Origin of the sequence: Novosphingobium indicum (assembly GCF_014645195.1) — a bacterium.
Taxonomy (GTDB): domain Bacteria; phylum Pseudomonadota; class Alphaproteobacteria; order Sphingomonadales; family Sphingomonadaceae; genus Novosphingobium; species Novosphingobium indicum.
The window spans coordinates 119504-143105 of the sequence record NZ_BMLK01000008.1; the positions used below are offsets into that span (position 1 = coordinate 119504).

The following is a 23602-nucleotide window of genomic DNA, read 5'->3' on the forward strand; positions in this document are numbered from 1 at the left end:
GATGACCGATGTCTGACCCCCTCAAGCGCACCATCTTCCTCGTTGGCGATACCCAGCGTCAGCACGCGAAGAACCTCATCGACCAGGCGCCGCCCAACTTCGTGATGCGGCTCGGCGAGGCGACCCGCAGCGATGCGCAGAACCGCAAGATGTGGCCGATGCTCGCCGATCTGCAGGCGCAGGTGCCCGAGTTCGCCGAGTTCAGCGCGAACGACATGAAGCTGCGGTTCCTGAACCTGCTCGGCATGGAGATGCGCTTCCTGCCAGCGCTTGAGGGGCAGGGCATGTTCCCGGTCGGCATGAGCTCATCGATGCTGACCAAATCGCAATTTTCCGGGCTGATCGAACTGATCTACGCCGTTGGCGCCAAGCATGGCGTGCAGTGGTCGGAACGCTCAGCCGCCTACTTCGCAGAGGAGCTTGGCCGCCATGCCGCTTAATTTCGTCAATATGCAAGTTGTGGTCGACGTCCGCGACGTAGACGATGCCAAGCGAGCCGCCGTTGAGGAGGGCCACGAGGGCATGGTCGTGACCGTGTCGGCCGACGTTGATATCGACGAAGCGCTTGAAGAGGCGACCGTCGAGCAGCTGCGGGAAGCCCTTGGGCGTGAACTTCCCGGTTACACGGCTGATCAGCTTGTTGCGATTGAGGCGTGCCTCAACGCTGTTGCTGCGCACGATATGACGACCGCGAGCGCGATGCTTCCGCGAATTTTCGAGCATACTGCCCAGATTGAAGCCGCTGAACGCGCCATCCATGCCAACCACTTCCGGAGTGTCGCTGCATGAGCTGGTCCCCGCAACAGGATGCCGCGATCCGCGGCGTGAAGGCATGGCTAGCCGATCCCGCTGCCAAGCAATGCTTCCGGCTGTTCGGCTATGCAGGCACCGGCAAAACGACGCTGGCTAAGGAACTGGCCGGGTCCGTGAAGGGCAAGGTGCTCTATGCCACCTTCACCGGCAAGGCCGCTCTCGTGCTCCGCAAGAAGGGCTGCGAAGGCGCCTCGACGATCCATTCCTTGATCTACTGCGTGGAAGTCGACGAGCGGACCGGTGAGGCGGAATTCAAGCTCAACGATGAGAGCGACCTCGTCGATGCCGCGCTGCTGATCGTGGACGAGGTGTCCATGGTCGGCGAAGCGCTGGCCCGCGATCTGCTCAGCTTCGGTACGCGCATTCTCGTTCTGGGCGATCCGGCGCAGCTGCCGCCCGTGAAGGACGAGGGCTTTTTCATCAACGCCGAACCGGACGTGATGCTGACCGAGGTCCACCGCCAGGCACAGGACAACCCGATCATCCGCATGTCGATGGACATTCGCGCGGGCAAGCGCCTGCAGATGGGCCAGTACGGCAACAGCCTTGTGACCCGCAGTCGCGACATTGGCCGCGACAAGCTGGGCGAACTCGTTCTCGGCGCTGACCAGCTGCTATGCGGTCTCAATCGAACCCGCACGTCCTACAACCAGCGCATCCGGGCCATGAAGGGCCTGCGCGGGTCGCTGCAGCCGTGGCATCCGACCGCAGGCGACCGCCTCATTTGCCTGCGCAACGACAAGACGAAGCACATATTCAACGGCGGCCTGTGGGATGCCGAGGTGATCGAGGACCTTGGCGGCAAGCTGGAAATCACGGCCAGTTCGCTCGACGAGAAGCGCGATCCGATCAAGGTCGAGGTGTTCGAGGAGTTCTTCAACGGCACCGAGCAGACCGTCCCATGGCAGGAGAAACGCGGCACGCAGGAGTTCACCTTCGGGTGGGCGATCACGTGTCACAAGTCGCAGGGCTCCCAATGGGACGACGTGATCATCTTCGATGAAAGCGGGGCTTTCCGGGATGCGAAGAAGAACTGGCTCTACACGGCCGTAACCCGTGCGGCCGAGCGCGTGACGGTGATCGTATGAGTGTTCCGCTTCTCTCCGATCTGCGCGTCCCGCCGGTTCCCGGACAGTTCTACATGGTCCCGGTTGTGCCCTACATCTACTGCGGCGTGAAAGGTGATTGGCCGGTCATCGGGCCGATGCACACCGATCTGGAGCACTTCAATTTTCCGGATGCGCACTATCACGTGGACCCGAGATTTCTAACTGAGCAGCAAGCGCGCCGCGTCGAGAGATACGGCGGAACCTTCTACGGCTCGCTGGCTGCGGTGACACAGGCGCAACCGCTGTTTCGTCGCGGTGAGCCGCACGAGAAGGGCCGGCCTATCCTCAAGCTTCGGAAGTGTCGGTCTGCGGACACGCCTTACGTGCATGGCGGCAAGCCGGTAATTCAGGCCTTGCGCGCCGACTATCCCAATCCAGCCGAACCCATCCGGCGTACCGATGGCCGCCTGCTGTGCCCGCACCGCAAGGCCGACCTCTCCAGTCTCGTACCGGATGACCAGGGCATTGTGACCTGCCCCCTGCATGGGCTGCACGTCGATTGCAGGAGGCCTGCATGACCGACTATCGCGCCTTCCTTGAAGCGAAGGCTCCGCTCGCACTCCCGGCCGGGCTACCTTGTACGCTCGACGACATACCGACACACCTTCGCACCGGCGACGAAATCAAGCCGCATCAGCGCGCGATCGTGCGCTGGGCCGTTGAGGGCGGGCGTCGTGCCCTTTTCGAAGCCTTCGGGCTAGGCAAGTCGATCCAACAACTGCTGATCTGCGACATCATCCTCAGCATTGTCGAGAGGATGCGCATTACCAATGATGATCCAGTGCGAGCGATCATGGGGTTGATCGTGGCCCCGCTTGGCGTGCGCCGGGAGTTCATCGCCGATGCCAATAAGCTAGGCATCCCCTTGCACTTCGTGAAGTCGGACGCCGAGATTGACGAGATCGGCGATGAGTGCGGGCTCTACCTGACGAACTACGAGAGCGTGCGCGATGGCAAGGTCGATGTCAGCCGGTTCACGGTCTGCAGCCTCGATGAGGCGAGCGTCCTGCGCAGCTACGGCAGCAAGACGTTTCAGGAGTTCCTGCCGCTTTTCGAGGCTGTCCCGTACCGCTTCGTCGCCACGGCCACGCCGAGCCCGAACCGCTACAAGGAACTGATCCACTATGCCGGGTTCCTCGGCATCATGGATACAGGGCAGGCCCTCACGCGCTTTTTCCAGCGCAACAGCGAGAAGGCAAACGACCTCAAGCTATACGAACATAAGCAAGATGAATTTTGGTTGTGGGTGAACAGCTGGGCGGTGTTTCTGCAGCGCCCCAGCGACCTCGGGTTCAGCGACGAGGGATACGACCTGCCTGAGATCACGGTCCGCTGGCACGAGGTGAAGACGGACATCTCCGGCGGCAAGGAAGTCGACAACTTCGGCCAGGCGGCGCTGTTCCGTGACAAGGCAGTCGGCGTGGTGGGCGCCAGCCGCGAGAAGCGCCGCACGCTCGACCAGCGCATCGGCAAGGTCGCCGAGATCATGGAGCAGGATCCGGACGCCCACTACCTACTCTGGCACGACCTCGAGGATGAGCGCCGCGCGCTTGAGAAGATCGCGGGCGTCGAGAGCGTCTATGGCGCGCAGGACCTCGACCGCCGCGAGGAGATCATCGGCCGATTTGCAGACGGTGAGCTCTCACGCCTCGCCGCCAAGCCGGTAATGCTCGGCAGCGGGACGAACCTGCAGCGCCATTGCCACCGGGCGATTTTCGCGGGCGTCGGCTTCAAGTTCAACGACTTCATTCAGGCGATCCACCGTCTGCACCGCTTCCTCCAGCCGTGCCCGGTCGAGATCGACATCATCTACGCCGAAACCGAGGATCAGGTGCGGCGCGAACTGCTGGCCAAGTGGCAGCGCGACGATGAGATGAAGGCCCGCATGTCGGAAATCATCCGCAAGTACGGCCTCAACCACGCCGCTGCCGCCGACGCCATGAAAAGGAGCATCGGAGTGGAGCGTACCGAAATGACCGGCGCCGGGTGGAAGCTTGCGCATAACGATTGCGTCGAGGAGGCTCGCACGCTGGCCGATGGATCTGTCGACCTGCTTGTCACGTCGATCCCTTTCAGCAATCACTACGAGTACACGCCGAGCTACAACGACTTCGGCCACACCGACGATGATGCGCATTTCTTCGCGCAGATGGACTTCCTGACGCCCGAACTCCTCCGCGCGCTGGCTCCCGGCCGTCTCGCCTGCATCCACGTCAAGGATCGAATCATGTTCGGCAACGTGACCGGGCATGGCGTACCCACGGTGAACCCGTTCCATGCCAAGTGCATCGATCACTATCTGCGCCACGGCTTCCAATACATGGGCATGATCCACGTCAACACCGACGTCGTTCGCGAGAACAACCAGACCTATCGTCTCTCCTACAGCGAAATGCTCAAGGACGGCACGAAGATGGGCGTGGGCTCGCCCGAGTATGTGCTGCTGATGCGCAAGCCGCAGAGCGACCGGAGCCGCGGCTATGCGGACCGACCGGTGCGCAAGGAGCCTGATGCCTATAGCCTCGCGAAATGGCAGATCGACGCGCATGCCTTCTGGCGTTCCAGTGGCGAGCGCCTCGCCATGCCAGCTGAACTCGGCGCAGCGGCTGAGCACTTCGGAGAGATGGGCGTCGGGCCGCTGGTCAAAGCCTTCACCGAGGGTACGCGGGCCATGATCTACAATTTCGACAAGCACGTCGCGATCGGCGAGCACATCGAGGCGCGGGACGTGAACGACACGCGCGGCCATCTTCCGCGCACCTTCATGAGCCTCGCTCCCGGTGCGCACGATCCCGACACCTGGGACGACATCGTCCGCATGCGCACGCTCAACGCCGAACAGGTCGCCAAGGGCCGCGAGAAGCACGTCTGCCCGCTGCAGTTCGATATCGTCGACCGCCTGATCGACCGGTTCAGCATGGAAGGCGAGCTCGTCTACGATCCCTTCTGCGGCCTTGGAACCGTGCCGATGCGCGCGATCCTCAAGAAGCGGCGCGGGCAGGGTAGCGAGCTCAACCCCGACTACTTCGCCCACAGCGTGCGCTACCTGCAGGAAGCGGAGCGGCAGGCGGCTATCCCGACGCTGTTCGGGCTCCTCGGTCTGGAGGATGCGGCATGACCGGAAACCGTCAGCAGAATCGCCACGCAGTCGCCCTTGAGCGCAAGGCATGGAAGACCGGCCATTGGGGCGCGTGGCGCTTCTCGAACCTGCCGTTCGGCCTGCCTGGTGGAAACGGTTGGTGCAAGGAGATCAGGTCGGCGCATGCCAACGACCTCTATGCGGTGCTCGTGCGCCCGGTGCGAACTGAATGGGGCCTCGTGCAGCACTGCGCGATCCGGACGGCCAGCAACCTTGAACCGCCATGGCGCGACAAGCAGCGCATCAAGAACGAACTGTTCGGCCCGGAGTACACCGCCGTCGAAGTAATGCCGCCGGACGCGGAGCTCATCGACCAGGCGGACATGTACCACATGTGGGTGCTACCGCCTGAGATGGTGCTGCCTTTCACGATCTTTGACCGGAGCAAGGAGGTGAGGGCAGCATGACCGTCTACGTAGACGACGTCCGCCACCGCTTCGGCAACATGGTCATGTGCCACATGTGGGCCGATACGCTCGATGAGCTTCTCGCCATGGTTGATCTGATCGGCGTGCAGAGGAAGTGGATACAGGGGCACCCGACGCTCTCTTTCGGCAAGCACCGCAATGCGAGCTGGGTCCACTTCGACATTGCGCTGAGCAAGAAAGCGCTGGCGATCCGCCACGGCGCGGTGCTGACCGATCGGTATGGCCCGGTCGAGCATGAGGCACGCCGCATGCTGGCATGGGACGGCGCCACGCCGGAGCAGCGCGAGCGGGCCCAGATGAAGCTCGATACTGTTGCGGCCATCAGGGAGCGTGACGCGGCATGACCGACAAAACCCCGCCCGTCGTCGAACAGGATTACCTCTATGGCTTGAAGGTCGTCGACATCGGCGATCTGCGCGTTGCGCGCGGCATGTCCCGCCGTCCGGTCAGCGCCTGCAAGCATCGGCCGCTGGTCTATGATCAGAAAGAGCGCCGGATCTGGTGCAAGGACTGCGAGACGGACGTAGAAGCGTTCGACGCCTTCATGCTGATCGTCGAGAACTTTGACCGCGCGGCCAAAGAGATTGAGCGGCGCCAGGCGGAGGTCAAAGAGGCCGTTTCGCACAACATCATCCGCATCGCCGCCAAGCGGATGGACGAACTGTTCCGCCGCAAGAAGATGGTCCCGTCCTGTCCGCATTGCGGTGAGGGCATCTTTCCCGAGGATGTGGCGAAGATGGGCAGCATCAACCGCGAGTGGGAAGAGGCAAGGCGAGCGAGAAAGGCGAAGGGGAATTCGGAATGAACCTCCTCGACCAAGCCACCGACTGGCGCAACCACACCAACGAGGAGCGTGCAGAGCACTGCGTCGCATTCCTCCACACCATGGGCGTCTTTTTCGACGCTCCTGCGGATTACCAGCGCGCGCTCAACCGGATTCGGGCGAGGGGCGACATCCAGCGAGAGGAGAGGGCGAGGCAATGAGCTCCGCAGCCCGCAAGCCCCGATCACGACACTACGCCACCAAGGCGAAGGTGAAATCGTATGTCGAGACGGCGCGCGAGCTCGGCATCAAGATCGGTGGCGTCGAACTCGCCCCCGATGGTACTATCCGCATCCTCGCTGAGCAGGCCGTTCGCGCCGCCAACACCGGCAGTGCTTATGACGACTGGAAGCGCGAAGGAAACTGAGCTTGGCACAAGGCCCGCACATCGTCACGAAACGCAAACCGGGCCGTCCGGTGCGTTACTACGTCTATGCGTGGCGCGGCGGGCCGCTCGTGCACAAGCAGGAGGGTGGGCAGCGCCCCAAGATCACCGGCGAGATCATCGACGCCATCGGAGCGGCTCGACAGAAGCACGGCGCATTCGTCGCGGCCGAGACAATGAAGGCGCTTGTCGTTGGCTATCGCGCCAGCCCGGAATGGAAAAAACTCGCCGACACGACGCAAAGTGGTTGGCGGCCTTGGCTCGATCGCATCGAGGCGAAGTTCGGCAAGGCCCGGCTCGCCGTCTTCAATGACCGCCGAATCCGTGGAGACATCCTCGAATGGCGCGATCAGTGGGCCGATAGGCCGCGCAGCGCCGACATGGCGATACAGGTGCTTTCGCGCGTCCTGTCGTGGGGTGTGGATCGCGGTCGGCTTGAGAAGAACCATGCCAGCGGCATCGAGCAACTCTACGATGTGAACAGGTCTGCCATCATCTGGGAGGCGACGGACTTCAAGGCCTTCAACCCGCAGGCGTCGGTCGAGGTGCAGGAGGCTGTCGAATTGGCGGCATGCACCGGCCTGCGGCGCGGTGACCTGGTCAAGCTGCCATGGGACGCCATCGGCGAACACGCCATCATCTGGCACACCGGCAAGAGCCGGGGGCGAACGCGCATCGTGATACCTCTACTGCCAGAGACACGCGCGGTTCTCGACCGGATCAAGGCCCGCCACGCCGAGGATATGGAAAGCAGGCGGCCGTCGCGCCGCAAGCCATTGCCCGAGACGGCGCTGTCGAACTCGTCATGGCGCCCTTGGACGCCAAAGGGATTCGGTAGCCGCTTCAACGACGCCAAGCAGGCGAGCGGGATCAAGGTCAACCTGCACGACCTGCGCGGCACTTTCGCCACGCGCTGCATGATCGCCGGTCTGACCGATCAGGAGATCGCAGACATCCTCGGATGGGACACCAAGGACGTGGCATCGATCCGGGTTCGCTATGTCGATCAGGCGCGCGTCGTGGTCGCTCTTGCCGACAGGATCAGCCGCGGAACAAAGTGAGACTGCGTAAACCGCGTGTAAACCGCCAGAAGTACGGAGACGCTAAGTGATTGAAAGAATGGTCGGGGAGACAGGATTCGAACCTGCGACATCCTGCTCCCAAAGCAGGCGCGCTACCGGACTGCGCCACTCCCCGACCCTTCGGGCGTGTATGTCCACGGTGGTGGTGGGCCCGGCAGGATTCGAACCCGCGACCTAGCCGTTATGAGCGGCCAGCTCTAACCGCTGAGCTACAGGCCCCAACCGCCGTGCGCCCGGCGGTACACGAGCCGACCGGGCCGACGCGCGTTAGCGGGATGTGCGCGATCAGGCAAGCGTCACGGACGACATGATTTCCCGAACACTGGTCGGTTTTACACCGCGCTGTTCGAGATGGCCGAAAAGCGTGCGCCACCAGTCGTAGAGCGCATCCAGATCCTCGTCGTTTCGGACATAGGGTGTGTGCCCCGGTGCCAGCGAGGGGCTGTGGAACGAGAACACCAGCACCGGCAGGCCTTCGTCGATGGCGATGTCGACGCCGCGCAGTGCTTCTTCGGCCTTCACGCCTTCCGGAGTGAGGGGAATACGCTCGAGCAGACCCGTGCGGGCGAGCACACCACGCATCTGGGGCGCGCGCCACAAGTGCGGATAGATGACATTGCCCATTTGCCGCAGCGGCCCCCAGTAGACGGTGGTGAGCGGCAGTTCGAGCAGCGTGTGCTCGGGGTCGATCCAATAGGGGTGCAGCGGATGTTCGCGGTAATTGGGGCCGCCCTTGCCGCTATAGTCGAAATGCGCGCGGACCGAGGTGTCGATGGCAAGGCCGCACTCGCGCAGGATTTCCGCGGTGCGCGGGCCGAGCCCGTAGCGGCCGGCGCGGTAGATCAGCGGCGCGGCGCCAAAGGCCGTTTCGATCTTGTCGCGAAGGGTGCGGAACTTGGCGCGCTCCAGTTCGAAGGGCAGATTGCCGGCGTAGCTGTTGAACTCGCTGACCTCCTCCTCGAAGGGAGGGGAGACCCAGGGATGAAGCTGCACGCCCACATCCGCCCGGCCGCTGCGGACCGCGTCTCCGATGGCTTCGGGCGCGAAGCTGGAGCAGGCGACGGGATAGTCGATAAGATAAGTCGGCGCAACGCCGAAGCCTTCGCAGAACTGCTGGAACTTGCGCAGGGCGGGCACAGTGACGACGCTATGCTTTTCCCGGTTGAGCGGGGCGTCCCAGTCGAACTCTTCCTCGGTGTCGACGGTGACGATGAAGCGCTGGCCAAAGCCCTCCTTGAAGGAGGCCCTGGCATCCTTGCCGGGTGGTTCCAGAAGATTGGGCCCTGGCAAAGAACGTCCCCTTGTTCCGCTACGGATGATCGGCACTGTTGAAACTGACGGCGCGCGGGCTGCTGTCAGGAAAGCTTGCGCGCCTGTGCCTTAATGCGAATGGTGTTCTGAAGAGCTATTGCCTGCATCTGCGAGGGTCAAGCAGGGGAGGGACAGGTGCAGAGAATTATCCTGTCTTTGCAGCGATCCACCGGCAGCTGCGGCCTCGGCAGCGGCGAGACGCAGGCTGAAGCCGATCCCGAACATCCCGGCTGAAAGCGACTGCCCGCGCCCGCCCGCAGGCGTGCCGAAAAGTTGGCCGTCCTCGCGCTCGGCCAGGGCGGCCGGCAAGGTGACATCGACCGTGAGGGCATCGCCTTCGCGCTTCCATGTCAGCGGCAAGGCCTCGTCGGGTGCGGTAGCGCCGGCCAGCGCGGCGAACAGCCGCCAGATCAGCCGATCGGCCTCGGTCGGATCGATGCCGACAGGGAGCGTGGCCGCGACTTGCGCAGGGTCGATGGTGAAGCCGGAGTGCCGGGGTTCGGTCCAGGAGCGCAACTGGTCGACCGTACGCGTCAGGACCTGAACGAGATCGCAGCTGCCCGACTCGATCTGCTGTGCGCCGGTTTCCAGCTTCACGAGACGGTCGAGTTCCTCGAACCCGGCAAGGATGTGGGCGCAGTCACTGGCAATGGCCGCGGCGAGGGCGCGGTATTCGTGCGGGGCAGGGCCGTAGAGCTGCTGCTGGATGATCTCGGCGGCGACCTGGATCGCATTGGCGGGCGTGCGCAGCTCGTGCAGAATTTCGCGCATCCGGTCGGCTTCGCGCCGGGTTGCCGCAGCGGCCTCCACGGAAGCGAGCACTACGGGGCGCCGCATGCGGCCGCAATAGCCGGTGAACTGGCCTGCAGGATCGAAGCGCGGCACAGCATCGACCTGCCATTCGCCGCTGACGGCAGGCGCGCCGTTGACCTGAAGCCGGGCGCCTTCGAGCGGCAGCCGTTTGCGCACGGCGGAACCGGGACCGGGCATGTCGCCGGGATCATCGTCGTTCGCCGCGATACTGAGACCGAAGACCGCCGGTGCATGCGGCCCGTCCGCCCAGCGAATCCGGCCCTCGGGATCGGTCGTGAAGTCGATGGTCTTCGCCCGACGCTCGGCGGCCGACTTCGTATCACCAAGCGGCAGGCGGGGATCTTCATTGGCTGCCTGCGGCAACGAGCGGGCTTCGCGCGCCTTGCGAAACTCCTCGATGCGCCGGACGATGGCGCCGATGCCGGCCTCGTCGGAGGCGCGCGATACCGGCGCGGCGGCGGAAAAAGGCTGCCTGTCGCGGACGGCCTTGGTGCGGGCCCATTCACTGAGCGAGGTGGGTTCGGGCGGATCGTCGGCTATGTCGAGCAGTTCGAGCACGTCGTCCGAGATGTACTCTTCGTTCGTGTCGTCGACGCCGGTTGCGACTACCGGGCTTTCCGGCACGGCAAGGCTTGCCGGAGGCAAGCCACGGTCGTGCACGCCCAACCGTTCGAGCAGCGCTTCCACAGGGGGCGAGAGATCGCGGCGATGACGCAGGAAGCCGCGAGCCCGCACGGGGAGGGCGGGTATCAGCTGCAGCCAGTGCGCATCGTCGAGCCGGGCCGAGCACACCGCCGCCGAGGCGACTTCGGGTTCGTCCTGCGCGAGCGTGTGGAGCAGGCGCACATTGGTGATCGGCTGCAGCGGCTGGCGCAGAAAACGGGCGCGTTCGGCAGCCGGAATGCGCTTCGCCAGCGTATGGAGCTGCGCGAATCCGGCATCGAGGGCATCGGACGAGACATGCGCGGGCAGGCGTCCGATGATGTCGATCAGCTGCCGGTACTGGATACGGGCCAGCCCGTCGCCGGAATCGGGTAGGCGCAGTACCGTTTCCAGGCGATCGTCGAAGTGCATCGATACTCCAGGCGCGGCCCCGCGAGCCCTCGATGATGGGCTCGCGGCAGCAGGTGAACCCCGCCTTTTACCCAACACGGGAAAGCGGGGAAGGTTTTCTCCTACCAAAGTGGTGGATGATCGAAAGCGTTCACTTTGAGGGCGTTGCAAAGCGGGACGATTACGCTATGGAACAATAATATTACAGGCTGGCGGTGTTTTCGATGTGGATGTTGCATCGAAGGGACAGGGAGAGGCCTGCAGGGGAATTTGAATGATCAATCTCGACGAAATTGACCGTCGCTTGCTCGCCGAACTCCAGGCCGAAGGACGGATCACCAACGTGGAACTCGCCCAGCGTGTCGGACTGACCGCGCCGCCGTGCCTGCGGCGCGTGCGCAGTCTCGAAGAAGCAGGCATCATTCAGGGTTATCACGCCGATCTCGATGCGTCCAAGCTGGGCTTCACGATCACCGTGTTCGCGCTCGTCAGCCTCAAGAGCCAGGCCGAGGAATCGCTGCGCGCGTTCGAGGATCACATGAAGACGCTGCCCGAAGTGCGCGAGTGCCACATGCTCAACGGCGAGATCGACTTCATCCTCAAGATCGTCAGCCGCGATCTCCAGAGCTTCCAGGAATTCCTGACCAGCAAGCTGACGCCTGCGCCCAATGTGGACAGCGTGAAGACGTCGCTGACGATCCGCACGTCCAAGTGTGTGCCAGGCGTACCGCTGGAGGGGTGATTCCCTTGCGGGCTCTCCTGCGCCGGATTTTCAAGCGGCCAGCAGCAAAAGCCTCGCCCCCCGTGCTCCAGCCCGAATGCGAATGGGAAATTTCCTGCACCGCCAGTTCCATAGAACTGCGCGATAGGGACGGATCTAAAAAGCGCATGCAAAAGAATGCTCTTCGCGGCATCGCTATCGAGACAAATGACAGCGGCCCTTGGGGCAGCGATGTCTGGTGGCTGCTTTTCGGAGAGGATGACCGGCTGGAGATTGTCTGGCCTCAGGGCGCAAGCGGCGAGCAGGCAGTGATCGATTGGATCATGGCGCTGCCCGGATTCGATAAAGATCATTTCACGGATGCGATGCGAAGCACGGGCAATGCCGTGTTTCCCGTTTGGCGGGCCTAGATCAAAGCCCCGCAGCGGCCTCCAGCGCCAGCAGGTAGCTCTGCGCGCCGAAGCCGGCGATGGTACCTTTCGCGGCCTGACCGACCCAGGATACATGGCGGAAAGCTTCGCGCGTGTGCGGGTTCGACAGGTGGACTTCGATCACCGGCACCGAAATCGCGCGGATCGCGTCGAGCACGGCGACGGACGTGTGGGTATAGGCGCCGGCGTTGAGCAGCACGGCGTGCGCGCCTTCGTCGTCGGCCTCGTGCAGCCAGTCGACGAGGTGGCCTTCGTGGTTGGTCTGGCGCATCTCGATGTCGCAATCGAGCGCCTGCCCGCGTTCGACGAGCAGGGCGGCGATGTCTTCCAGCGTCTGCGAGCCGTAGATTCCCGGCTCGCGCTTGCCGAGCCGATTGAGGTTCGGTCCGTTGAGGACATAGACCAGCTTGCTTGCCATAATTGCTTGGATCCCGGACCCGCTTTGACGATGGGCACGACCTTTAGCTGTCGTGCCGCCGCGCGCAAGCGTCGCGGTCAGCCCCCGGCGGCGGGCAGACCGGCGATGGGGGCATCCGCGAACGGGGCGGGCGGGCCGTCGGGAAGCGAGGCGGAGCCGCTGTTTGCTGCGGGGGCTTCTTCGGGCGCCTCGGGCGGTTCCTCGTCGGGGCCGCTCTCGCCGGCATAGAAATCGGCGAGTGCGGCATCGCGCGCCTTGGCCCGCAGCGCGGCGGCATCATGTTCGGCCGCCTTGCGCGCGGCGGCCTGCTCGGCCGCCGTGGCCTTGGCCTCTGCCAGTTGCTTGGCAAGCTCCTCCTCGCGCGAGGAATCGCATGCGCCCAGCGCAAGGGCAGGGCTCAAGAGAAGGGCGATGCGCGCGACTTTACCAAACACCGGACGTACCTGAATTGCCAAAAACACGAGAGTTCAGGCGGTCTGGTTAATCGAAAAGGCTTATCGTTTTCTTAGTGCCGCGCTCGCGCGACGCTTCGTCAGCGGTCCGATCCCTTGGTCTTGCCCCACTGCCGCATCGCCGAATAGCCGAGGTAGCCGGTGCCGAAGAGGGCATAGAGCGGCTCGGGGATGCCCGCGAGATAGTCCGTCATGCCCGAGGCGATGGCGCGTGCCGTGGCCGGACTGAAGGCGCCGATCAGGCCCATCGGCAGCGCCCAGAGGATCATGGCATACATGACATAGAGAAAGCTTGGCCGCGCGCGGCTGGTCCAGGGATCGGGCGAACCCGCCTCGGCAACGATCGCGGAGAGGCTCGCTTCCAGCTTCTGGAGTTCCTGCGAGCCGCCCAGCTTGAGCAGTTCCAGCTTCGCCCGGTCCCGGGCTTCGGGATCGGGAATGACCTTGTCGATGATATGCGTGACGGGGCCGAGTATCGAATCGAGCAGCGGCATGGACGAGTCTCCCGCGTGAGGTGATGACTCGTTCCCAGATAACCATATCGGTCGATGTAGGAAAACGGCGGCTCTCGTGCAGGAGCGCCGGGGTGTTTCGTGCTGTTCGGAGAAATTTGGTCGGGACGAGAGGATTCGAACCTCCGACCCCCACACCCCCAGTGTGATGCGCTACCAGGCTGCGCTACGTCCCGACCGGAGCCGCGGCCTATAGGCACCTCGTCGCGCTTAGGCAAGCGCTCCCGAAAAGAGTTTTGATCTTCGTCTTGTCGCGCCCCGCACAGGTGCGGTTAAGGCAGATGTCGCCAAGGGGCACCGGCTGGCCGCGCGTTGCCAGTGCCGCGCTTTGTTGCTAGTCGCCCGCATCCGGAAAGGTCGGGTGCACGGATTCCCGGCGAGATGTGCGGCATATCGGATGCCGCGTGTGAGTCGCCAGGCAAGCCGGTACCCGGTCGCACACGAGAAGGCCCCTCAGTTCAATGAACACCTCGATCCTCAACCAGCTTGCCGCCGCCGGCCCGACCGGCGCGCCCCCGGCCTGGATTCAGTACATGCCGTTCGTCGCGATGGCGGTGATCTTCTGGTTCCTCATCCTGCGTCCGCAGATGAAGCAGCAGAAAGAACACAAGGCGAAGCTCGCTGAGATGAAGAAGGGCGACGAGGTGCTCACCGGCGGCGGGTTCGTCGGCAAGGTGCTCAAGGTCGATGACAACTACGCCGAGATCGAACTGGCGCAGGGCGTCAAGGTCAAGGCCTTGAAGTCGACCATCGTCGATGTGATTCCGCCGGGCGGTGCGAAGCCCGCGAACGACTGAGGTCTCGCGAATTCGCGGATTTTCCGGGGCCGTCCCATGTAAGGGGCCCCGAATGGAGAGAAGCCACAGGCAATGCTCGAATTTCCCACCTGGAAGAAGGTCTGGTTCTGGGGGCTGACACTGGTCATCGCCGCCGCCGCGCTGCCTTCCCTGTTCAACGTCGCCAATTTTCCCTGGCCCAGGTTCCTGCCCGATCCGGAGATCAACCTCGGCCTCGACCTGGCCGGCGGTAGCCACATCCTGCTCGAGGCCGATGAAAGCCAGGTCGAGCAGCAGCGTCTGGAAAACATGGAAGAGTCGGTTCGTGGTCGGCTGAGGCTGGCCGAACCGCGTATCCGCATCGGCGACATTTCCAGTGCCAACGGCCGTCTCTCTTTCATGCTCAAGGACCCCTCGCAGGTCGATGCCGCGCGCGACGAGATCCTGCCGCTGACGACCGGCGCGGGCCTCACCGGCCAGCGCGACTGGGACATCCGCGTCGAGGACGGCAGCCGTTTCGTGCTGACGCCGACCCGTGAAGGTCTCGATCAGGCGGTTTCCAATGCCATGGACTCGGCCATTGAAGTCGTGCGCAAGCGTATCGACGCGCTGGGCACGCGCGAGCCGACGATCATCCGCCAGGGCGAGAACCGCATCGTCGTGCAGGTTCCCGGCCTCGACGATCCGCAGGCGCTCAAGAGCCTGCTGGGCCAGACCGCCAAGCTCGAATTCAAGCTCGTCGACGAAAGCGCGACGCCGAGCGACGTGGCACAAGGCATCGCACCTCCGGGTGACGAGATTGTCCCCTGGGCCGATCCCAGCTCGCCCGGTGCCGGCGGTGTTCCCGTGATCGCGGTGAAGCGTCTGGGCGGCATCAAGGGCGATCAGCTCACCAACGCCAAGCAGTCCTTCGATCAGCAGAACAACTCGCCTGTCGTTTCGATCACCTTCGACCAGACCGGCGGCGCCAAGTTCGCCAAGCTGACCAGCGAGAACGTCAACAAGCGCTTTGCCATCATTCTCGACGGCAAGGTGCTTTCGGCGCCCAGCATCAATGAGCCGATCCTGGGCGGCAGCGCTCAGATCTCCGGCAGCTTTTCGGTGCAGTCGGCCACGCAGCTCGCCATTTCGCTGCGGTCGGGCGCGCTTCCGGTAGACCTGACCGTTGTCGAGGAACGCACTGTCGGACCTGACCTCGGTGCCGACTCGATCCGCAAGGGCCTGATCGCCATGGGGATCGGCTCGCTGCTCGTCGTCTTGTTGATGATGCTCACGTACGGGCGTTTCGGGGTCTACGCGACCATCGCGCTCGTCTTCAACGTCCTGATGATCCTCGGCATTATGGCGGTCATGGGCACGACCCTGACGCTCCCCGGTATCGCCGGTTTCGTGCTGACCATCGGCGCTGCGGTGGACGCCAACGTGCTGATCTACGAGCGCATGCGCGAGGAGCGAAAGAAGGGGCGGCGTGTGATCGCGGCGGTCGAGAACGGCTACAAGGAAGCCAGCCGCGCCATCTACGACGCCAACATCACCAACTTCATCGCGGGCGTCCTGCTGTTTGCCTTCGGCTCGGGTCCGGTGCGCGGTTTCGCCGTGGTTCTCATCATCGGCCTGTTCACCTCGGTCTTCACCGGCGTGATGCTGACGCGCATGTGGGTCGCCAACTGGCTGCGCAAGGCGCGGCCGACCGAACTGAACGTTTAAGGGACTGCGATCATGCGTCTTCTCAAGCTTGTCCCCGACGACACGAACATCAAGTTCCTGCGCTGGCGGGTGCCGTTCTACGTGGTCAGCATCATCCTGATTGCCGCGAGCTGGGGCCTGATCCTCACCAAGGGCCTGAACTACGGCGTCGACTTCGCCGGCGGTCAGGAAATCGAGGCGACTTTCACCAAGCAGACCGAAGCGCCCGTCGCGGCGCTGCGCGATCAGGTGGGTAAACTCGGTTACGGCGATCCGGTGATCCAGCGTTTCGGCGCGCCCAACGAGGTCTCGATCCGCACCAAGCTGCCGGAAAGCGCCGAGGGTAACCCCGGCGCGGCCGAGGCAATCTCCAAGCAGGTGATTGGCGCGATCCGCGACAACAATCCGGATGTGCGCATCGAAAGCGTCAGTACCGTGTCGGGCAAGGTCTCGGGCGAATTCCGCCAGACCGCGCTCTATGCACTGGGCGCGGCGATGCTGGCGATCTCGATCTACATCTGGGTGCGCTTCGAATGGCAGTTCGGCGTGGGTGCGCTCTTCGCGCTGTTCCACGACGTGTCGCTGACGCTGGGCATGTTCGCGCTGCTCCAGCTCGAATTCAGCCTGCAGATCATCGCCGCCATTCTCGCGATCATCGGCTACTCGCTGAACGATACGATTGTCGTCTACGACCGTATCCGCGAGGACCTGAAGAAATACCGCAAGATGCCGCTGCCCGAGCTGCTCGACATGTCGGTGAACGAGACGCTGGCGCGTACGGTGATGACGTCGGCGACGCTGCTGGTGGCGCTGATCCCGCTGCTGGTCTTTGGGCCGGAAAGCCTGTTCGGATTGACCGCGGCCATCGTGCTGGGCATCTTCGTGGGTACTTACAGCTCGATCTACATGGCGGCCCCTATCCTGATCTGGCTGGGCGTGAGCGGAAGCAGCTTCGTGCCCACCGAATCGGCGGTGGACCGTCAGGAAAGGCTGGCGCGGGAGCGCAGCGCGAAGCCGTAACCCGGTTCCGCTCCTCGCCCGCCGCCGACCAGCGAGCGGGATGAAGGAGAGGGACGATGGCAAAGGTTCTGGTGGTCGAGCCGGAGAAGGCGGCGGAAGCATCCATGCCGGCGGGAATGCGCGGGCAGGGCAAGGTCTTCGCCGCCGTCACGGCGGACCGCTTTCCGCTGGAACTGCACCGTTTCGAACTGGAGCCCGGCGAGCGCGTGGCGATCGGCCCGCGCGAGGCCGATACGGTACTTTACGTCGTGAGCGGCGGCATCGGCGCGGGCGGGTGTTCGCTGCCCATCGGATCGAGCGTCATCGTCGAACGCGGCGCCAACGAGACTGTTCAGGCCGGGTTTGACGGCGCTGTCGTTCTGGCTTTCGCCGGAACCCGCGCGGGGCGGGGCGAGGGCGGTCATGTCCACCTGCTGCCCCGGTCGCGCGTCCCAGCCTGCAAGCGCATGAGCGAGCAGAGCGACACTGGCGGCGCCATCCACGCCGACTCGGATTGCCCGAGCTGCGAAGTGTGGCTGCACGAGAACCATTTCAGCGGTGCCGAGCCGCCGACCCCGGAAGAAGCCGCCAAGGGTGTCCATTCGCATAGCGAGGACGAGATCATCGTCGTGCTGGATGGGTCTATGCGGCTGGGCGGCAAGCTGGTCGGCCCGGGTACGGCGCTCGCGATTGCCGCGGATACCCTCTACAGCTTTACGCCGGGGCCCGAAGGCCTCTCCTTCGTCAACTTTCGCGCGCACCGGCCGGGCGACATCCGCTTTGTCGAGGGGCCGTCCATGAGCGAGACGGGAATCTGGCGCGAGATTCTGCCAAGGCCGGAATATCTCGAGCCCTTGGCTTAGGTCCGTCCATCCGGTTCATGTGAACCTAAACTCCACGAACGGAATGGACTGACGGAAAAAGGGTCTAGGCCTGCATCAGTTCTTGGTTACCGGCGATGGGCTTGCCTTCGAGCACATCGCGCCAGAAGTGCACGATATTGCTGGCATTGAGACCCCAGCTGAACCGGCTGGCGTTTTCGGCGACATCCTCCTGGCTCGGCGGGTTCGCGAGCAATTCGCGTACGGCGGCCGCAATACCTTCGGGGGTGCGCGGGACGATGCGTCCGGCGCTGTCGTCCTTCACGATTTCGCGGGCGCCGCCGATGTCGGGAATGACGATGGGGGTGCCGCAGGCAAGGCCTTCCACCCACACATTGGCGAGCCCTTCACTGGCAGAGGGCAGCACCAGCACATCGGCAGCGCAGAGCAGGTGCGGTAGGACCTCGTGGTCGACCAGACCGAGGAAGTGGACGCGGTCCGCAACGCCGAGGCGCTTGGCCATCGCTTTCAGCGCCGCTTCATCGTCGCCTGCACCAGCGAAAGCGAGCCGGGCCTCGGGGACCAGCTTGAGCGCCTCGATCACCAGCCGCTGGCCCTTGCGGGGTATCAGCGCGCCGGGTGTGACCAGCAGCGGGCCCTCTGACCAGATGCCGAGGTTGGGCATGGCCGACACGAGCGCGCGGGCTGCGCCGCGTTCCACCGGGTGGAATTTTTCGCGGTCGAGTCCGGTGTAGTGCACGCCGATGCGCTCGGCGGGCATGCCGAGCGCGATCATGTCTTCGCGCAGGGCAAGGCTGACGGCGAGCAGACCGGCGGCCTGACTTGCCGCCTCCTTCATCTGCGCTAGGGCACTGGGGCGTTTCCCCCAGAAGTGGATATCCGCCCCGCGCGACTTGATGGTCAGCGGCAGGTTCAAGTCGCGCGCAACCTTCGCGGCTGCCGGCCCGTCGGGAAAGAAGAACTGCGCGTCGATCAGATCGAACGGCTTTTCCGCGTGCAGTTTTCGCGCGAGCGGCAGCACCGCATCGGCAATACGGCCGGGGTTCGAATCGCCGCCGATCTTGGGGATGAGCGTGAAGCGCGGGTAGTGAACCTTGAGCCCCACGGCATCGCTCATTTCGGGCACGTTCTTCAGCCGGGCGTAGTTCGACCGCATCGACAGCGGCCAGGGCGGCATTCCGATGGGGCTGATCATCGTCAGGTCGACATCATCGCGCGCCACGACGGCACGCATCTGATTGCCGACGAAAACGCCGAACGAAGGCTTCACCGGATTCGGGAAGAGCGTGGAAATCGAAAGGATCCGCATGGGTTGGTGCCGTTGCTAACGCGCCTTACAGCTTTCTGACAAGCATTTCGGCAACGGCCAGCCATGCAGGATGTTCCACCACCACTTGCCGCTGCCCGCTGGAAGGAGGCAGAAGCGCGACGCGGTCCTTGTCGAGATCGATCAACCGGCCGAAGGAAAAGCGGCCTCCCGGGCGCGGTGCAAGCACGTCGCGGTTCATCAGCTTGCTCGATTCTGCGGGCTCGTGTTGCCGCAGCCAGACCTGATCACCACTGCGGTATTCGCCGCAGGAGGCTTCCACCACCAGTACCAGCCAGGGGGTGTCGGCGGAAAGCGCATTGGGCAGAATCGGTTCGACCTGATGGCGCGCCGCTTCGGCGCCCTGTTCGCCGAGCACCGCGACGATCCGGGGCGGCTCGCTGTCCTCGCTGCGTAGCAGCACTTCGGGCTCTACTTTCAGCGCGGCGGCAATGCGGTTCATCCACGTCAGCGACAGATTGCGCATACCGGTTTCGAGCCGTCCGATCGTCTGCGCCGTCGTGGGGGGATCGCAGGTTGCCGCGACGTCGGCCAGCGTGAGGCCTTTCTGGCGGCGGATGTCGCGGATGCGGTTGATCATCGTGCATGCCCCTTAACCGATATGGTTTCCAGCTTTCCTACAAATGGGCCGGTCTGGCAAGTTTGGCCTTCACTTTCAGGAGCCAGCCATGAAGCGAGAACTCGTCGAACGCGAACTGACCAGCGAGGGCCCGGCGCGGTGTAGGCCGCGAAAGGGTCGGCGCAGCGCGACGGTGAATGTCGCAGAATCCCCGCTCACGTGGCTGCATGCGCGTGGCCACCTTACCGATCGGCAACTGGCGGCGGGGGAGCAGTTGCGCGCCGACTGGGAGCGCGCGGCGCTTGCCCCGCGTGTCACTATGCGCTGGGATCCGGTGCGGGTCTCGGGCGGACGGGATGCCGATCTGTCGCCGGCCGAGCGGCAAGTGGCCGCCAAGGCGCGGTTCGATGGCGCGATTGCCAAAGCGGGGCCGGGCCTCTCGGACATCCTCTGGCGTGTGGCTTGCGCCGGGGAGGGGGTGCCTGTGGCCGAGAAGGCGCTGGGTTGGCCGGTGCGCAGCGGAAAGCTGGTGCTGGGGCTGGCGCTGGACCGGGTGGCCGCATTCTACCGGCTACCGGGGTAGGGGGAGACATGTTGCCAAGTGGCCCTTTCCGTTCGTGTCGAGCGAAGTCGAGACACGGTAGCGCGGACCTGACGTGTCTCGACTTCGCTCGACACGAACGGTGGGGTTGGGGTGCCGTGCAAAGTGACACTTCAACCCACAAGGTTACACATGCAGGCCAAGATGACACTTCTTCCCCTGGACACTGTAAACCGTGTCAACCGGGTGTCACCTTGCGCATCCTTCGACAGGCTCAGGATGAGCGGGGCATCATGCGCACTCCGCTCACCCTGAGCCTGTCGAAGGGTCAGCCCTCGACCTGTTCCGCCAGTTCCAGCCAGCGCTCTTCGGCCGCTTCCTTCTCGGACCGGGCCTTTTCGATGGCAGCGGTCAGCCTTGCGAACGTGTCCGGATCGCGGGTGTAGAGATCGGGGTCGGCCAGGGCCTCCTCGTCGCGGACTATAGCCGCTTCCAGCTCCTCGATCCGGCCCGGTAGCAGGTCGTAGTCGCGCTGATCCTTGTAGGAGAGCTTGGTCTTCTTCGGCGGCGGGGGAGGGGGCGGCGCAGAGCCCTCGGCTTTCGCCTTGGCCTTGGCGGAGACGGTGCGCTGCTTGCGCTTGGCTTCCCAATCGGCATAGCCGCCGGCGATGATGTCGATCTGGCCCGAGCCATCGAGGCCCAGCGTCAGGTTCACCGTGCGGTCGAGGAAGTCGCGGTCGTGGCTGACGATCAGTACGGTGCCGTCGTAGTCGGAGATCACTTCCTGCAGCAGGTCGAGCGTTTCGAGGTCGAGGTCATTGGTCGGCTCGTCGAGCACCAGCAGGTTGGAGGGCCGCGCGAATTCGCGGGCCAGCAGCAGGCGCGAACGCTCGCCGCCCGAAAGCGTGCCGACCTTGGCGTCGATCAGGCCTGGATCGAACAGGAAGTCCTTGAGGTAACCCTGCACATGCTTGCGCACGCCGCGCACATCGACCCAATCGCTGCCTTCGGCGATCACGTCGCGAAGCTGCATGTCGGGCTTGAGGAAGCTGCGCTGCTGGTCGATGACGATGGTGGTCAGCGTATTGGCGAGCGTGATCGTGCCTTCGTCGGGCTCCATCTCGCCGATCAGCACCTTGAGCAGGGTGGACTTGCCCGCGCCGTTGGCGCCGACGATGCCGATCCGGTCGCCGCGCTGGATGCGCAGGTTGAAGTCCTTGAAGATCGTGCGCTGGTTCTCGCCTTCGCCGAAGCGCTTGGTCACATGCTCGGCGACGATCACCGACTTGGTCTTGCTGCCGTCTCCGGAGACGGCGAGCTTGGCCGTCCCGGTGGGGCTGAGCATGGCGGCGCGTTCGGCGCGCATTTCCCACAGCTTGGCAAGACGGCCCTGATTGCGCTTGCGCCGCGCCGTGACGCCGCGCTCCAGCCAGTGCGCCTCGATCTTGAGCTTGGCATCGAGCTTTTCGGCGGCGCGCGTCTCTTCCTTCTGGACTTCCTCTTCCCAGGCCTCGAACCCGCCGAAGCCCACTTCCTTACGGCGCAGCGATCCGCGGTCGAGCCAGAGGGTCGCCCTGGTCAGGCGGGTGAGAAACGTGCGGTCGTGGCTGATGACCACGAAGGCGCCGGTATAGCGCTGCAGCCAGCTTTCCAGCCAGTCGATGGCGACAAGGTCGAGGTGGTTGGTCGGCTCGTCGAGGAGGAGCAAATCGGGATCGGAAGCCAGCGCGCGGCACAGCGCGGCGCGGCGGCGTTCGCCGCCCGAGGCACTGGCGGCCTCGCGAGACAGATCGATGCCGAGCTGGTCGGCAATGGCCTCCACCTCGTGCTGCTGCGGTGCATCGGGCCCGTGGATCGCGAAATCCAGCAGGGTCTCGTGTCCCTTGAAGAACGGGTCCTGCTCCAGCGTGACCACCCGGGTCCCGGGCTGGATCGAACGGTTGCCCTGATCGGCCTCGACATCGCCGGCGATCAGCCTCAGCAGCGTGGACTTGCCCGCGCCGTTGCGGCCGATCAGGGCCAGCCGGTCGCGCGGACCGATGTTGATGTCCAGGTCCTTGAAGAGCCAGCCGGAACCCTGGATGAGGCCGAGGCCCTCCCAGCTGAGGATTGGTGCTATTGCCATGGGCCGCGCCCTACAGGGCGTGGCATGGAGCTGGCAAGCGGGAGTGGGAATTCGGCAACACCTGAAAGCCCGTGCGGCTATCCGGACACATTCAGGGCTTGTTCAATGCCAGTAGCTTAGGCACCCAAGTCACCATGAAGATGCTTCTTGCCCCTCTCTCCGCGTTGTCGCTCCTTGCACTCGGTGTCGCTTCGCTCCCGCATCCCGCCCATGCCGAGAGCGGCGAGCAGGGCGAAGCGCGCAAGGAACGCAAGGCGGGCAATATCCTGTCGATTCGCCAGATCGAGAAGATCGTGCTGCCGCGCATGTCCGGAAAGCAGTACCTCGGCCCCGATTACGACCCGGCAGCAATGGCTTACCGCTTGAAGTTCATACAGGACGGCAAGGTCTATTTCGTCGATGTCGATGCCCGTACCGGGCGCATTATCGGACAGTCACGATGACTTCGCGTGTGGGGGGCGTCGCTTGACGCTGCCCGGCTTTGGGCCCATCTCGGGCGGGTTCACGAAGGGAGACCTGAATTGCGCATCCTGATCGTCGAGGATGAACCCACTCTTGGCAACCAGCTCAAGACCACGCTTGAGCAGAACGGCTATGCCGTCGACCTGTCCGCCGATGGCGAGGACGGCCACTTCCTGGGCTCGACCGAAGACTATGACGCTGTCGTGCTCGACCTCGGCCTGCCGGAGATCGACGGGCTGACGGTTCTGGGCATGTGGCGCAAGGAAGGCCGGAACTTCCCGGTTCTGGTTCTCACCGCCCGCGATAGCTGGTCCGACAAGGTGGCCGGTCTCGATGCCGGGGCCGACGACTATCTCGCCAAGCCGTTCCAGACCGAGGAACTGATCGCCCGCCTGCGCGCGTTGATCCGCCGCGCCTCTGGCAATACTTCCAGCGAGCTGACCGCCGGCGATGTGAGGCTGGACACCCGCTCGGGCCGCGTCACGCTGGCCGGCGAGCCGGTGAAGCTGACCGCACAGGAATACAAGCTGCTGTCCTACCTGATGCACCACAAGGGCAAGGTGGTCAGCCGCACCGAACTGATCGAGCACATCTACGATCAGGACTTCGACCGCGATTCGAACACGATCGAGGTCTTCGTCACGCGCATCCGCAAGAAGCTGGGTGCCGATGTCATCACGACGATCCGTGGCCTTGGCTACAGCCTCGACGATCCCGCCGACGCCCCGCGTCGCTGAGTCCCCGGTCGCTCCGGCCGAGGGTGCCGCCGCAGTGGCGGTGGCCTCGGAAGCAGCG

The 23602-nt window shown here is 64.3% G+C and carries 28 protein-coding genes and 3 tRNA genes; 20 read left to right on the plus strand and 11 right to left on the minus strand.

The window, feature by feature from the left end; genetic code table 11:
- The first annotated feature begins 8 nt into the window (after positions 1-8).
- From IEX64_RS10260 to IEX64_RS10310, 11 genes are read left to right on the plus strand one after another with little or no spacing between them, the layout of a single operon-like run.
- Positions 9-440: a recombination protein NinB gene (locus IEX64_RS10260; protein ID WP_188819572.1), complete on the plus strand. Its 432-nt coding sequence runs from the start codon at positions 9-11 to the stop codon at positions 438-440.
- On the plus strand, positions 430-789 hold the full coding sequence (locus IEX64_RS10265; RefSeq protein ID WP_188819573.1) for a hypothetical protein: 360 nt from the start codon (positions 430-432) through the stop codon (positions 787-789). The genes IEX64_RS10260 and IEX64_RS10265 overlap by 11 nt, the downstream gene beginning before the upstream one ends.
- Positions 786-1901, plus strand: a complete 1116-nt coding sequence (locus IEX64_RS10270) for an ATP-dependent DNA helicase (RefSeq protein ID WP_188819574.1) — start codon at positions 786-788, stop codon at positions 1899-1901. The genes IEX64_RS10265 and IEX64_RS10270 overlap by 4 nt, the downstream gene beginning before the upstream one ends.
- Positions 1898-2440 (plus strand): Rieske (2Fe-2S) protein, encoded by a 543-nt coding sequence (locus IEX64_RS10275; RefSeq protein WP_188819575.1) that lies wholly within the window; start codon positions 1898-1900, stop codon positions 2438-2440. The genes IEX64_RS10270 and IEX64_RS10275 overlap by 4 nt, the downstream gene beginning before the upstream one ends.
- Positions 2437-5040 carry a DNA methyltransferase gene (locus IEX64_RS10280; RefSeq protein ID WP_188819576.1) on the plus strand — a complete coding sequence of 868 codons (2604 nt, stop codon included), beginning with the start codon at positions 2437-2439 and terminating at the stop codon, positions 5038-5040. The genes IEX64_RS10275 and IEX64_RS10280 overlap by 4 nt, the downstream gene beginning before the upstream one ends.
- A complete protein-coding gene (locus IEX64_RS10285; protein ID WP_188819577.1) occupies positions 5037-5468 on the plus strand; it encodes a DUF7694 domain-containing protein in 432 nt (143 codons plus the stop codon). The genes IEX64_RS10280 and IEX64_RS10285 overlap by 4 nt, the downstream gene beginning before the upstream one ends.
- Positions 5465-5833 carry a DUF4031 domain-containing protein gene (locus tag IEX64_RS10290; protein WP_188819578.1) on the plus strand — a complete coding sequence of 123 codons (369 nt, stop codon included), beginning with the start codon at positions 5465-5467 and terminating at the stop codon, positions 5831-5833. Before IEX64_RS10285 ends, IEX64_RS10290 begins: the two co-directional genes overlap by 4 nt.
- Complete coding sequence (locus tag IEX64_RS10295) at positions 5830-6294, plus strand: hypothetical protein (protein ID WP_188819579.1); 465 nt, start codon at positions 5830-5832, stop codon at positions 6292-6294. Before IEX64_RS10290 ends, IEX64_RS10295 begins: the two co-directional genes overlap by 4 nt.
- Positions 6291-6473: a hypothetical protein gene (locus tag IEX64_RS10300; protein WP_188819580.1), complete on the plus strand. Its 183-nt coding sequence runs from the start codon at positions 6291-6293 to the stop codon at positions 6471-6473. Before IEX64_RS10295 ends, IEX64_RS10300 begins: the two co-directional genes overlap by 4 nt.
- On the plus strand, positions 6470-6679 hold the full coding sequence (locus tag IEX64_RS10305) for a hypothetical protein (protein ID WP_188819581.1): 210 nt from the start codon (positions 6470-6472) through the stop codon (positions 6677-6679). Before IEX64_RS10300 ends, IEX64_RS10305 begins: the two co-directional genes overlap by 4 nt.
- Positions 6680-6681: 2 nt before the next feature.
- Positions 6682-7758 (plus strand): site-specific integrase, encoded by a 1077-nt coding sequence (locus IEX64_RS10310; protein WP_188819582.1) that lies wholly within the window; start codon positions 6682-6684, stop codon positions 7756-7758.
- A gap of 59 nt (positions 7759-7817) precedes the next feature.
- On the opposite strand, the gene IEX64_RS10315 is transcribed toward IEX64_RS10310, so the two are convergent.
- The 4 genes from IEX64_RS10315 to IEX64_RS10330 form a co-directional block, all read right to left on the minus strand.
- Positions 7818-7894 (minus strand) — tRNA-Pro (locus tag IEX64_RS10315).
- Positions 7895-7922: 28 nt separating this feature from the next.
- Positions 7923-7998: transfer RNA gene (locus tag IEX64_RS10320), tRNA-Ile, on the minus strand.
- A 66-nt stretch (positions 7999-8064) separates the two neighbouring features.
- Positions 8065-9069 (minus strand): polysaccharide deacetylase family protein, encoded by a 1005-nt coding sequence (locus tag IEX64_RS10325; RefSeq protein WP_188819583.1) that lies wholly within the window; start codon positions 9067-9069, stop codon positions 8065-8067.
- 90 nt (positions 9070-9159) lie between these two features.
- Entirely contained in the window at positions 9160-10977 is a 1818-nt protein-coding gene (locus IEX64_RS10330; protein ID WP_188819584.1) for a sensor histidine kinase, read from the minus strand.
- Between the two features lie 253 nt (positions 10978-11230).
- Between IEX64_RS10330 and IEX64_RS10335 the strand changes: the two genes are divergently transcribed.
- Both IEX64_RS10335 and IEX64_RS10340 read left to right on the plus strand, forming a co-directional pair.
- On the plus strand, positions 11231-11698 hold the full coding sequence (locus IEX64_RS10335; protein ID WP_188819585.1) for an Lrp/AsnC family transcriptional regulator: 468 nt from the start codon (positions 11231-11233) through the stop codon (positions 11696-11698).
- Between the two features lie 5 nt (positions 11699-11703).
- Positions 11704-12087: a hypothetical protein gene (locus tag IEX64_RS10340; protein ID WP_229710186.1), complete on the plus strand. Its 384-nt coding sequence runs from the start codon at positions 11704-11706 to the stop codon at positions 12085-12087.
- A gap of 1 nt (position 12088) precedes the next feature.
- On the opposite strand, the gene aroQ is transcribed toward IEX64_RS10340, so the two are convergent.
- The 4 genes from aroQ to IEX64_RS10360 form a co-directional block, all read right to left on the minus strand.
- Positions 12089-12526, minus strand: coding sequence for a type II 3-dehydroquinate dehydratase (gene aroQ, locus IEX64_RS10345; RefSeq protein ID WP_188819586.1), 438 nt, complete (start codon positions 12524-12526; stop codon positions 12089-12091).
- 77 nt (positions 12527-12603) lie between these two features.
- Entirely contained in the window at positions 12604-12960 is a 357-nt protein-coding gene (locus IEX64_RS10350; RefSeq protein WP_188819587.1) for a hypothetical protein, read from the minus strand.
- A gap of 98 nt (positions 12961-13058) precedes the next feature.
- On the minus strand, positions 13059-13472 hold the full coding sequence (locus IEX64_RS10355; protein ID WP_188819588.1) for a holin family protein: 414 nt from the start codon (positions 13470-13472) through the stop codon (positions 13059-13061).
- Between the two features lie 117 nt (positions 13473-13589).
- Positions 13590-13666: transfer RNA gene (locus IEX64_RS10360), tRNA-Pro, on the minus strand.
- 285 nt (positions 13667-13951) lie between these two features.
- Between IEX64_RS10360 and yajC the strand changes: the two genes are divergently transcribed.
- From yajC to IEX64_RS10380, 4 genes are all read left to right on the plus strand, one after another.
- Positions 13952-14287 (plus strand): preprotein translocase subunit YajC, encoded by a 336-nt coding sequence (gene yajC, locus IEX64_RS10365; protein ID WP_188819589.1) that lies wholly within the window; start codon positions 13952-13954, stop codon positions 14285-14287.
- 72 nt (positions 14288-14359) lie between these two features.
- Positions 14360-15973, plus strand: coding sequence for a protein translocase subunit SecD (secD, locus tag IEX64_RS10370; protein WP_188819590.1), 1614 nt, complete (start codon positions 14360-14362; stop codon positions 15971-15973).
- A 12-nt stretch (positions 15974-15985) separates the two neighbouring features.
- Positions 15986-16972 carry a protein translocase subunit SecF gene (gene secF / locus IEX64_RS10375; RefSeq protein ID WP_188819591.1) on the plus strand — a complete coding sequence of 329 codons (987 nt, stop codon included), beginning with the start codon at positions 15986-15988 and terminating at the stop codon, positions 16970-16972.
- 56 nt (positions 16973-17028) lie between these two features.
- Positions 17029-17814 carry a hypothetical protein gene (locus IEX64_RS10380; protein WP_188819592.1) on the plus strand — a complete coding sequence of 262 codons (786 nt, stop codon included), beginning with the start codon at positions 17029-17031 and terminating at the stop codon, positions 17812-17814.
- Positions 17815-17878: 64 nt separating this feature from the next.
- On the opposite strand, the gene IEX64_RS10385 is transcribed toward IEX64_RS10380, so the two are convergent.
- Positions 17879-19102 carry a glycosyltransferase gene (locus IEX64_RS10385; RefSeq protein WP_188819593.1) on the minus strand — a complete coding sequence of 408 codons (1224 nt, stop codon included), beginning with the start codon at positions 19100-19102 and terminating at the stop codon, positions 17879-17881.
- A gap of 25 nt (positions 19103-19127) precedes the next feature.
- Positions 19128-19700: a helix-turn-helix domain-containing protein gene (locus tag IEX64_RS10390; protein ID WP_188819594.1), complete on the minus strand. Its 573-nt coding sequence runs from the start codon at positions 19698-19700 to the stop codon at positions 19128-19130.
- A gap of 88 nt (positions 19701-19788) precedes the next feature.
- Here IEX64_RS10390 and IEX64_RS10395 point away from each other — a divergent pair, with 88 nt between their 5' ends.
- Positions 19789-20262 carry a DUF6456 domain-containing protein gene (locus tag IEX64_RS10395; protein ID WP_188819595.1) on the plus strand — a complete coding sequence of 158 codons (474 nt, stop codon included), beginning with the start codon at positions 19789-19791 and terminating at the stop codon, positions 20260-20262.
- Between the two features lie 286 nt (positions 20263-20548).
- Here IEX64_RS10395 and IEX64_RS10400 read toward each other — a convergent pair whose 3' ends face one another.
- Positions 20549-22345 carry an ABC-F family ATP-binding cassette domain-containing protein gene (locus IEX64_RS10400; RefSeq protein ID WP_188819596.1) on the minus strand — a complete coding sequence of 599 codons (1797 nt, stop codon included), beginning with the start codon at positions 22343-22345 and terminating at the stop codon, positions 20549-20551.
- Between the two features lie 134 nt (positions 22346-22479).
- Here IEX64_RS10400 and IEX64_RS10405 point away from each other — a divergent pair, with 134 nt between their 5' ends.
- Positions 22480-22788, plus strand: a complete 309-nt coding sequence (locus IEX64_RS10405; RefSeq protein ID WP_188819597.1) for a PepSY domain-containing protein — start codon at positions 22480-22482, stop codon at positions 22786-22788.
- A 78-nt stretch (positions 22789-22866) separates the two neighbouring features.
- Positions 22867-23544 carry a response regulator transcription factor gene (locus tag IEX64_RS10410; RefSeq protein WP_039284584.1) on the plus strand — a complete coding sequence of 226 codons (678 nt, stop codon included), beginning with the start codon at positions 22867-22869 and terminating at the stop codon, positions 23542-23544.
- The last annotated feature ends 58 nt before the right edge of the window (positions 23545-23602 follow it).

Excerpts from the sequence above, each read along its gene's own strand:
- IEX64_RS10390 (WP_188819594.1), bottom strand. The coding sequence starts at position 19,700 with ATGATCAACCGCATCCGCGACATCCGCCGCCAGAAAGGCCTCACGCTG.
- IEX64_RS10330 (WP_188819584.1), bottom strand. The coding sequence starts at position 10,977 with ATGCACTTCGACGATCGCCTGGAAACGGTACTGCGCCTACCCGATTCC.
- secD (WP_188819590.1), top strand. The coding sequence starts at position 14,360 with ATGCTCGAATTTCCCACCTGGAAGAAGGTCTGGTTCTGGGGGCTGACA.
- IEX64_RS10280 (WP_188819576.1), top strand. The coding sequence starts at position 2,437 with ATGACCGACTATCGCGCCTTCCTTGAAGCGAAGGCTCCGCTCGCACTC.
- IEX64_RS10265 (WP_188819573.1), top strand. The coding sequence starts at position 430 with ATGCCGCTTAATTTCGTCAATATGCAAGTTGTGGTCGACGTCCGCGAC.
- IEX64_RS10285 (WP_188819577.1), top strand. The coding sequence starts at position 5,037 with ATGACCGGAAACCGTCAGCAGAATCGCCACGCAGTCGCCCTTGAGCGC.
- aroQ (WP_188819586.1), bottom strand. The coding sequence starts at position 12,526 with ATGGCAAGCAAGCTGGTCTATGTCCTCAACGGACCGAACCTCAATCGG.
- IEX64_RS10270 (WP_188819574.1), top strand. The coding sequence starts at position 786 with ATGAGCTGGTCCCCGCAACAGGATGCCGCGATCCGCGGCGTGAAGGCA.
- yajC (WP_188819589.1), top strand. The coding sequence starts at position 13,952 with ATGAACACCTCGATCCTCAACCAGCTTGCCGCCGCCGGCCCGACCGGC.
- secF (WP_188819591.1), top strand. The coding sequence starts at position 15,986 with ATGCGTCTTCTCAAGCTTGTCCCCGACGACACGAACATCAAGTTCCTG.
- IEX64_RS10290 (WP_188819578.1), top strand. The coding sequence starts at position 5,465 with ATGACCGTCTACGTAGACGACGTCCGCCACCGCTTCGGCAACATGGTC.
- IEX64_RS10395 (WP_188819595.1), top strand. The coding sequence starts at position 19,789 with ATGAAGCGAGAACTCGTCGAACGCGAACTGACCAGCGAGGGCCCGGCG.
- IEX64_RS10405 (WP_188819597.1), top strand. The coding sequence starts at position 22,480 with ATGAAGATGCTTCTTGCCCCTCTCTCCGCGTTGTCGCTCCTTGCACTC.
- IEX64_RS10380 (WP_188819592.1), top strand. The coding sequence starts at position 17,029 with ATGGCAAAGGTTCTGGTGGTCGAGCCGGAGAAGGCGGCGGAAGCATCC.
- IEX64_RS10275 (WP_188819575.1), top strand. The coding sequence starts at position 1,898 with ATGAGTGTTCCGCTTCTCTCCGATCTGCGCGTCCCGCCGGTTCCCGGA.
- IEX64_RS10335 (WP_188819585.1), top strand. The coding sequence starts at position 11,231 with ATGATCAATCTCGACGAAATTGACCGTCGCTTGCTCGCCGAACTCCAG.
- IEX64_RS10385 (WP_188819593.1), bottom strand. The coding sequence starts at position 19,102 with ATGCGGATCCTTTCGATTTCCACGCTCTTCCCGAATCCGGTGAAGCCT.
- IEX64_RS10355 (WP_188819588.1), bottom strand. The coding sequence starts at position 13,472 with ATGCCGCTGCTCGATTCGATACTCGGCCCCGTCACGCATATCATCGAC.
- IEX64_RS10300 (WP_188819580.1), top strand. The coding sequence starts at position 6,291 with ATGAACCTCCTCGACCAAGCCACCGACTGGCGCAACCACACCAACGAG.
- IEX64_RS10295 (WP_188819579.1), top strand. The coding sequence starts at position 5,830 with ATGACCGACAAAACCCCGCCCGTCGTCGAACAGGATTACCTCTATGGC.
- IEX64_RS10400 (WP_188819596.1), bottom strand. The coding sequence starts at position 22,345 with ATGGCAATAGCACCAATCCTCAGCTGGGAGGGCCTCGGCCTCATCCAG.
- IEX64_RS10260 (WP_188819572.1), top strand. The coding sequence starts at position 9 with ATGTCTGACCCCCTCAAGCGCACCATCTTCCTCGTTGGCGATACCCAG.
- IEX64_RS10305 (WP_188819581.1), top strand. The coding sequence starts at position 6,470 with ATGAGCTCCGCAGCCCGCAAGCCCCGATCACGACACTACGCCACCAAG.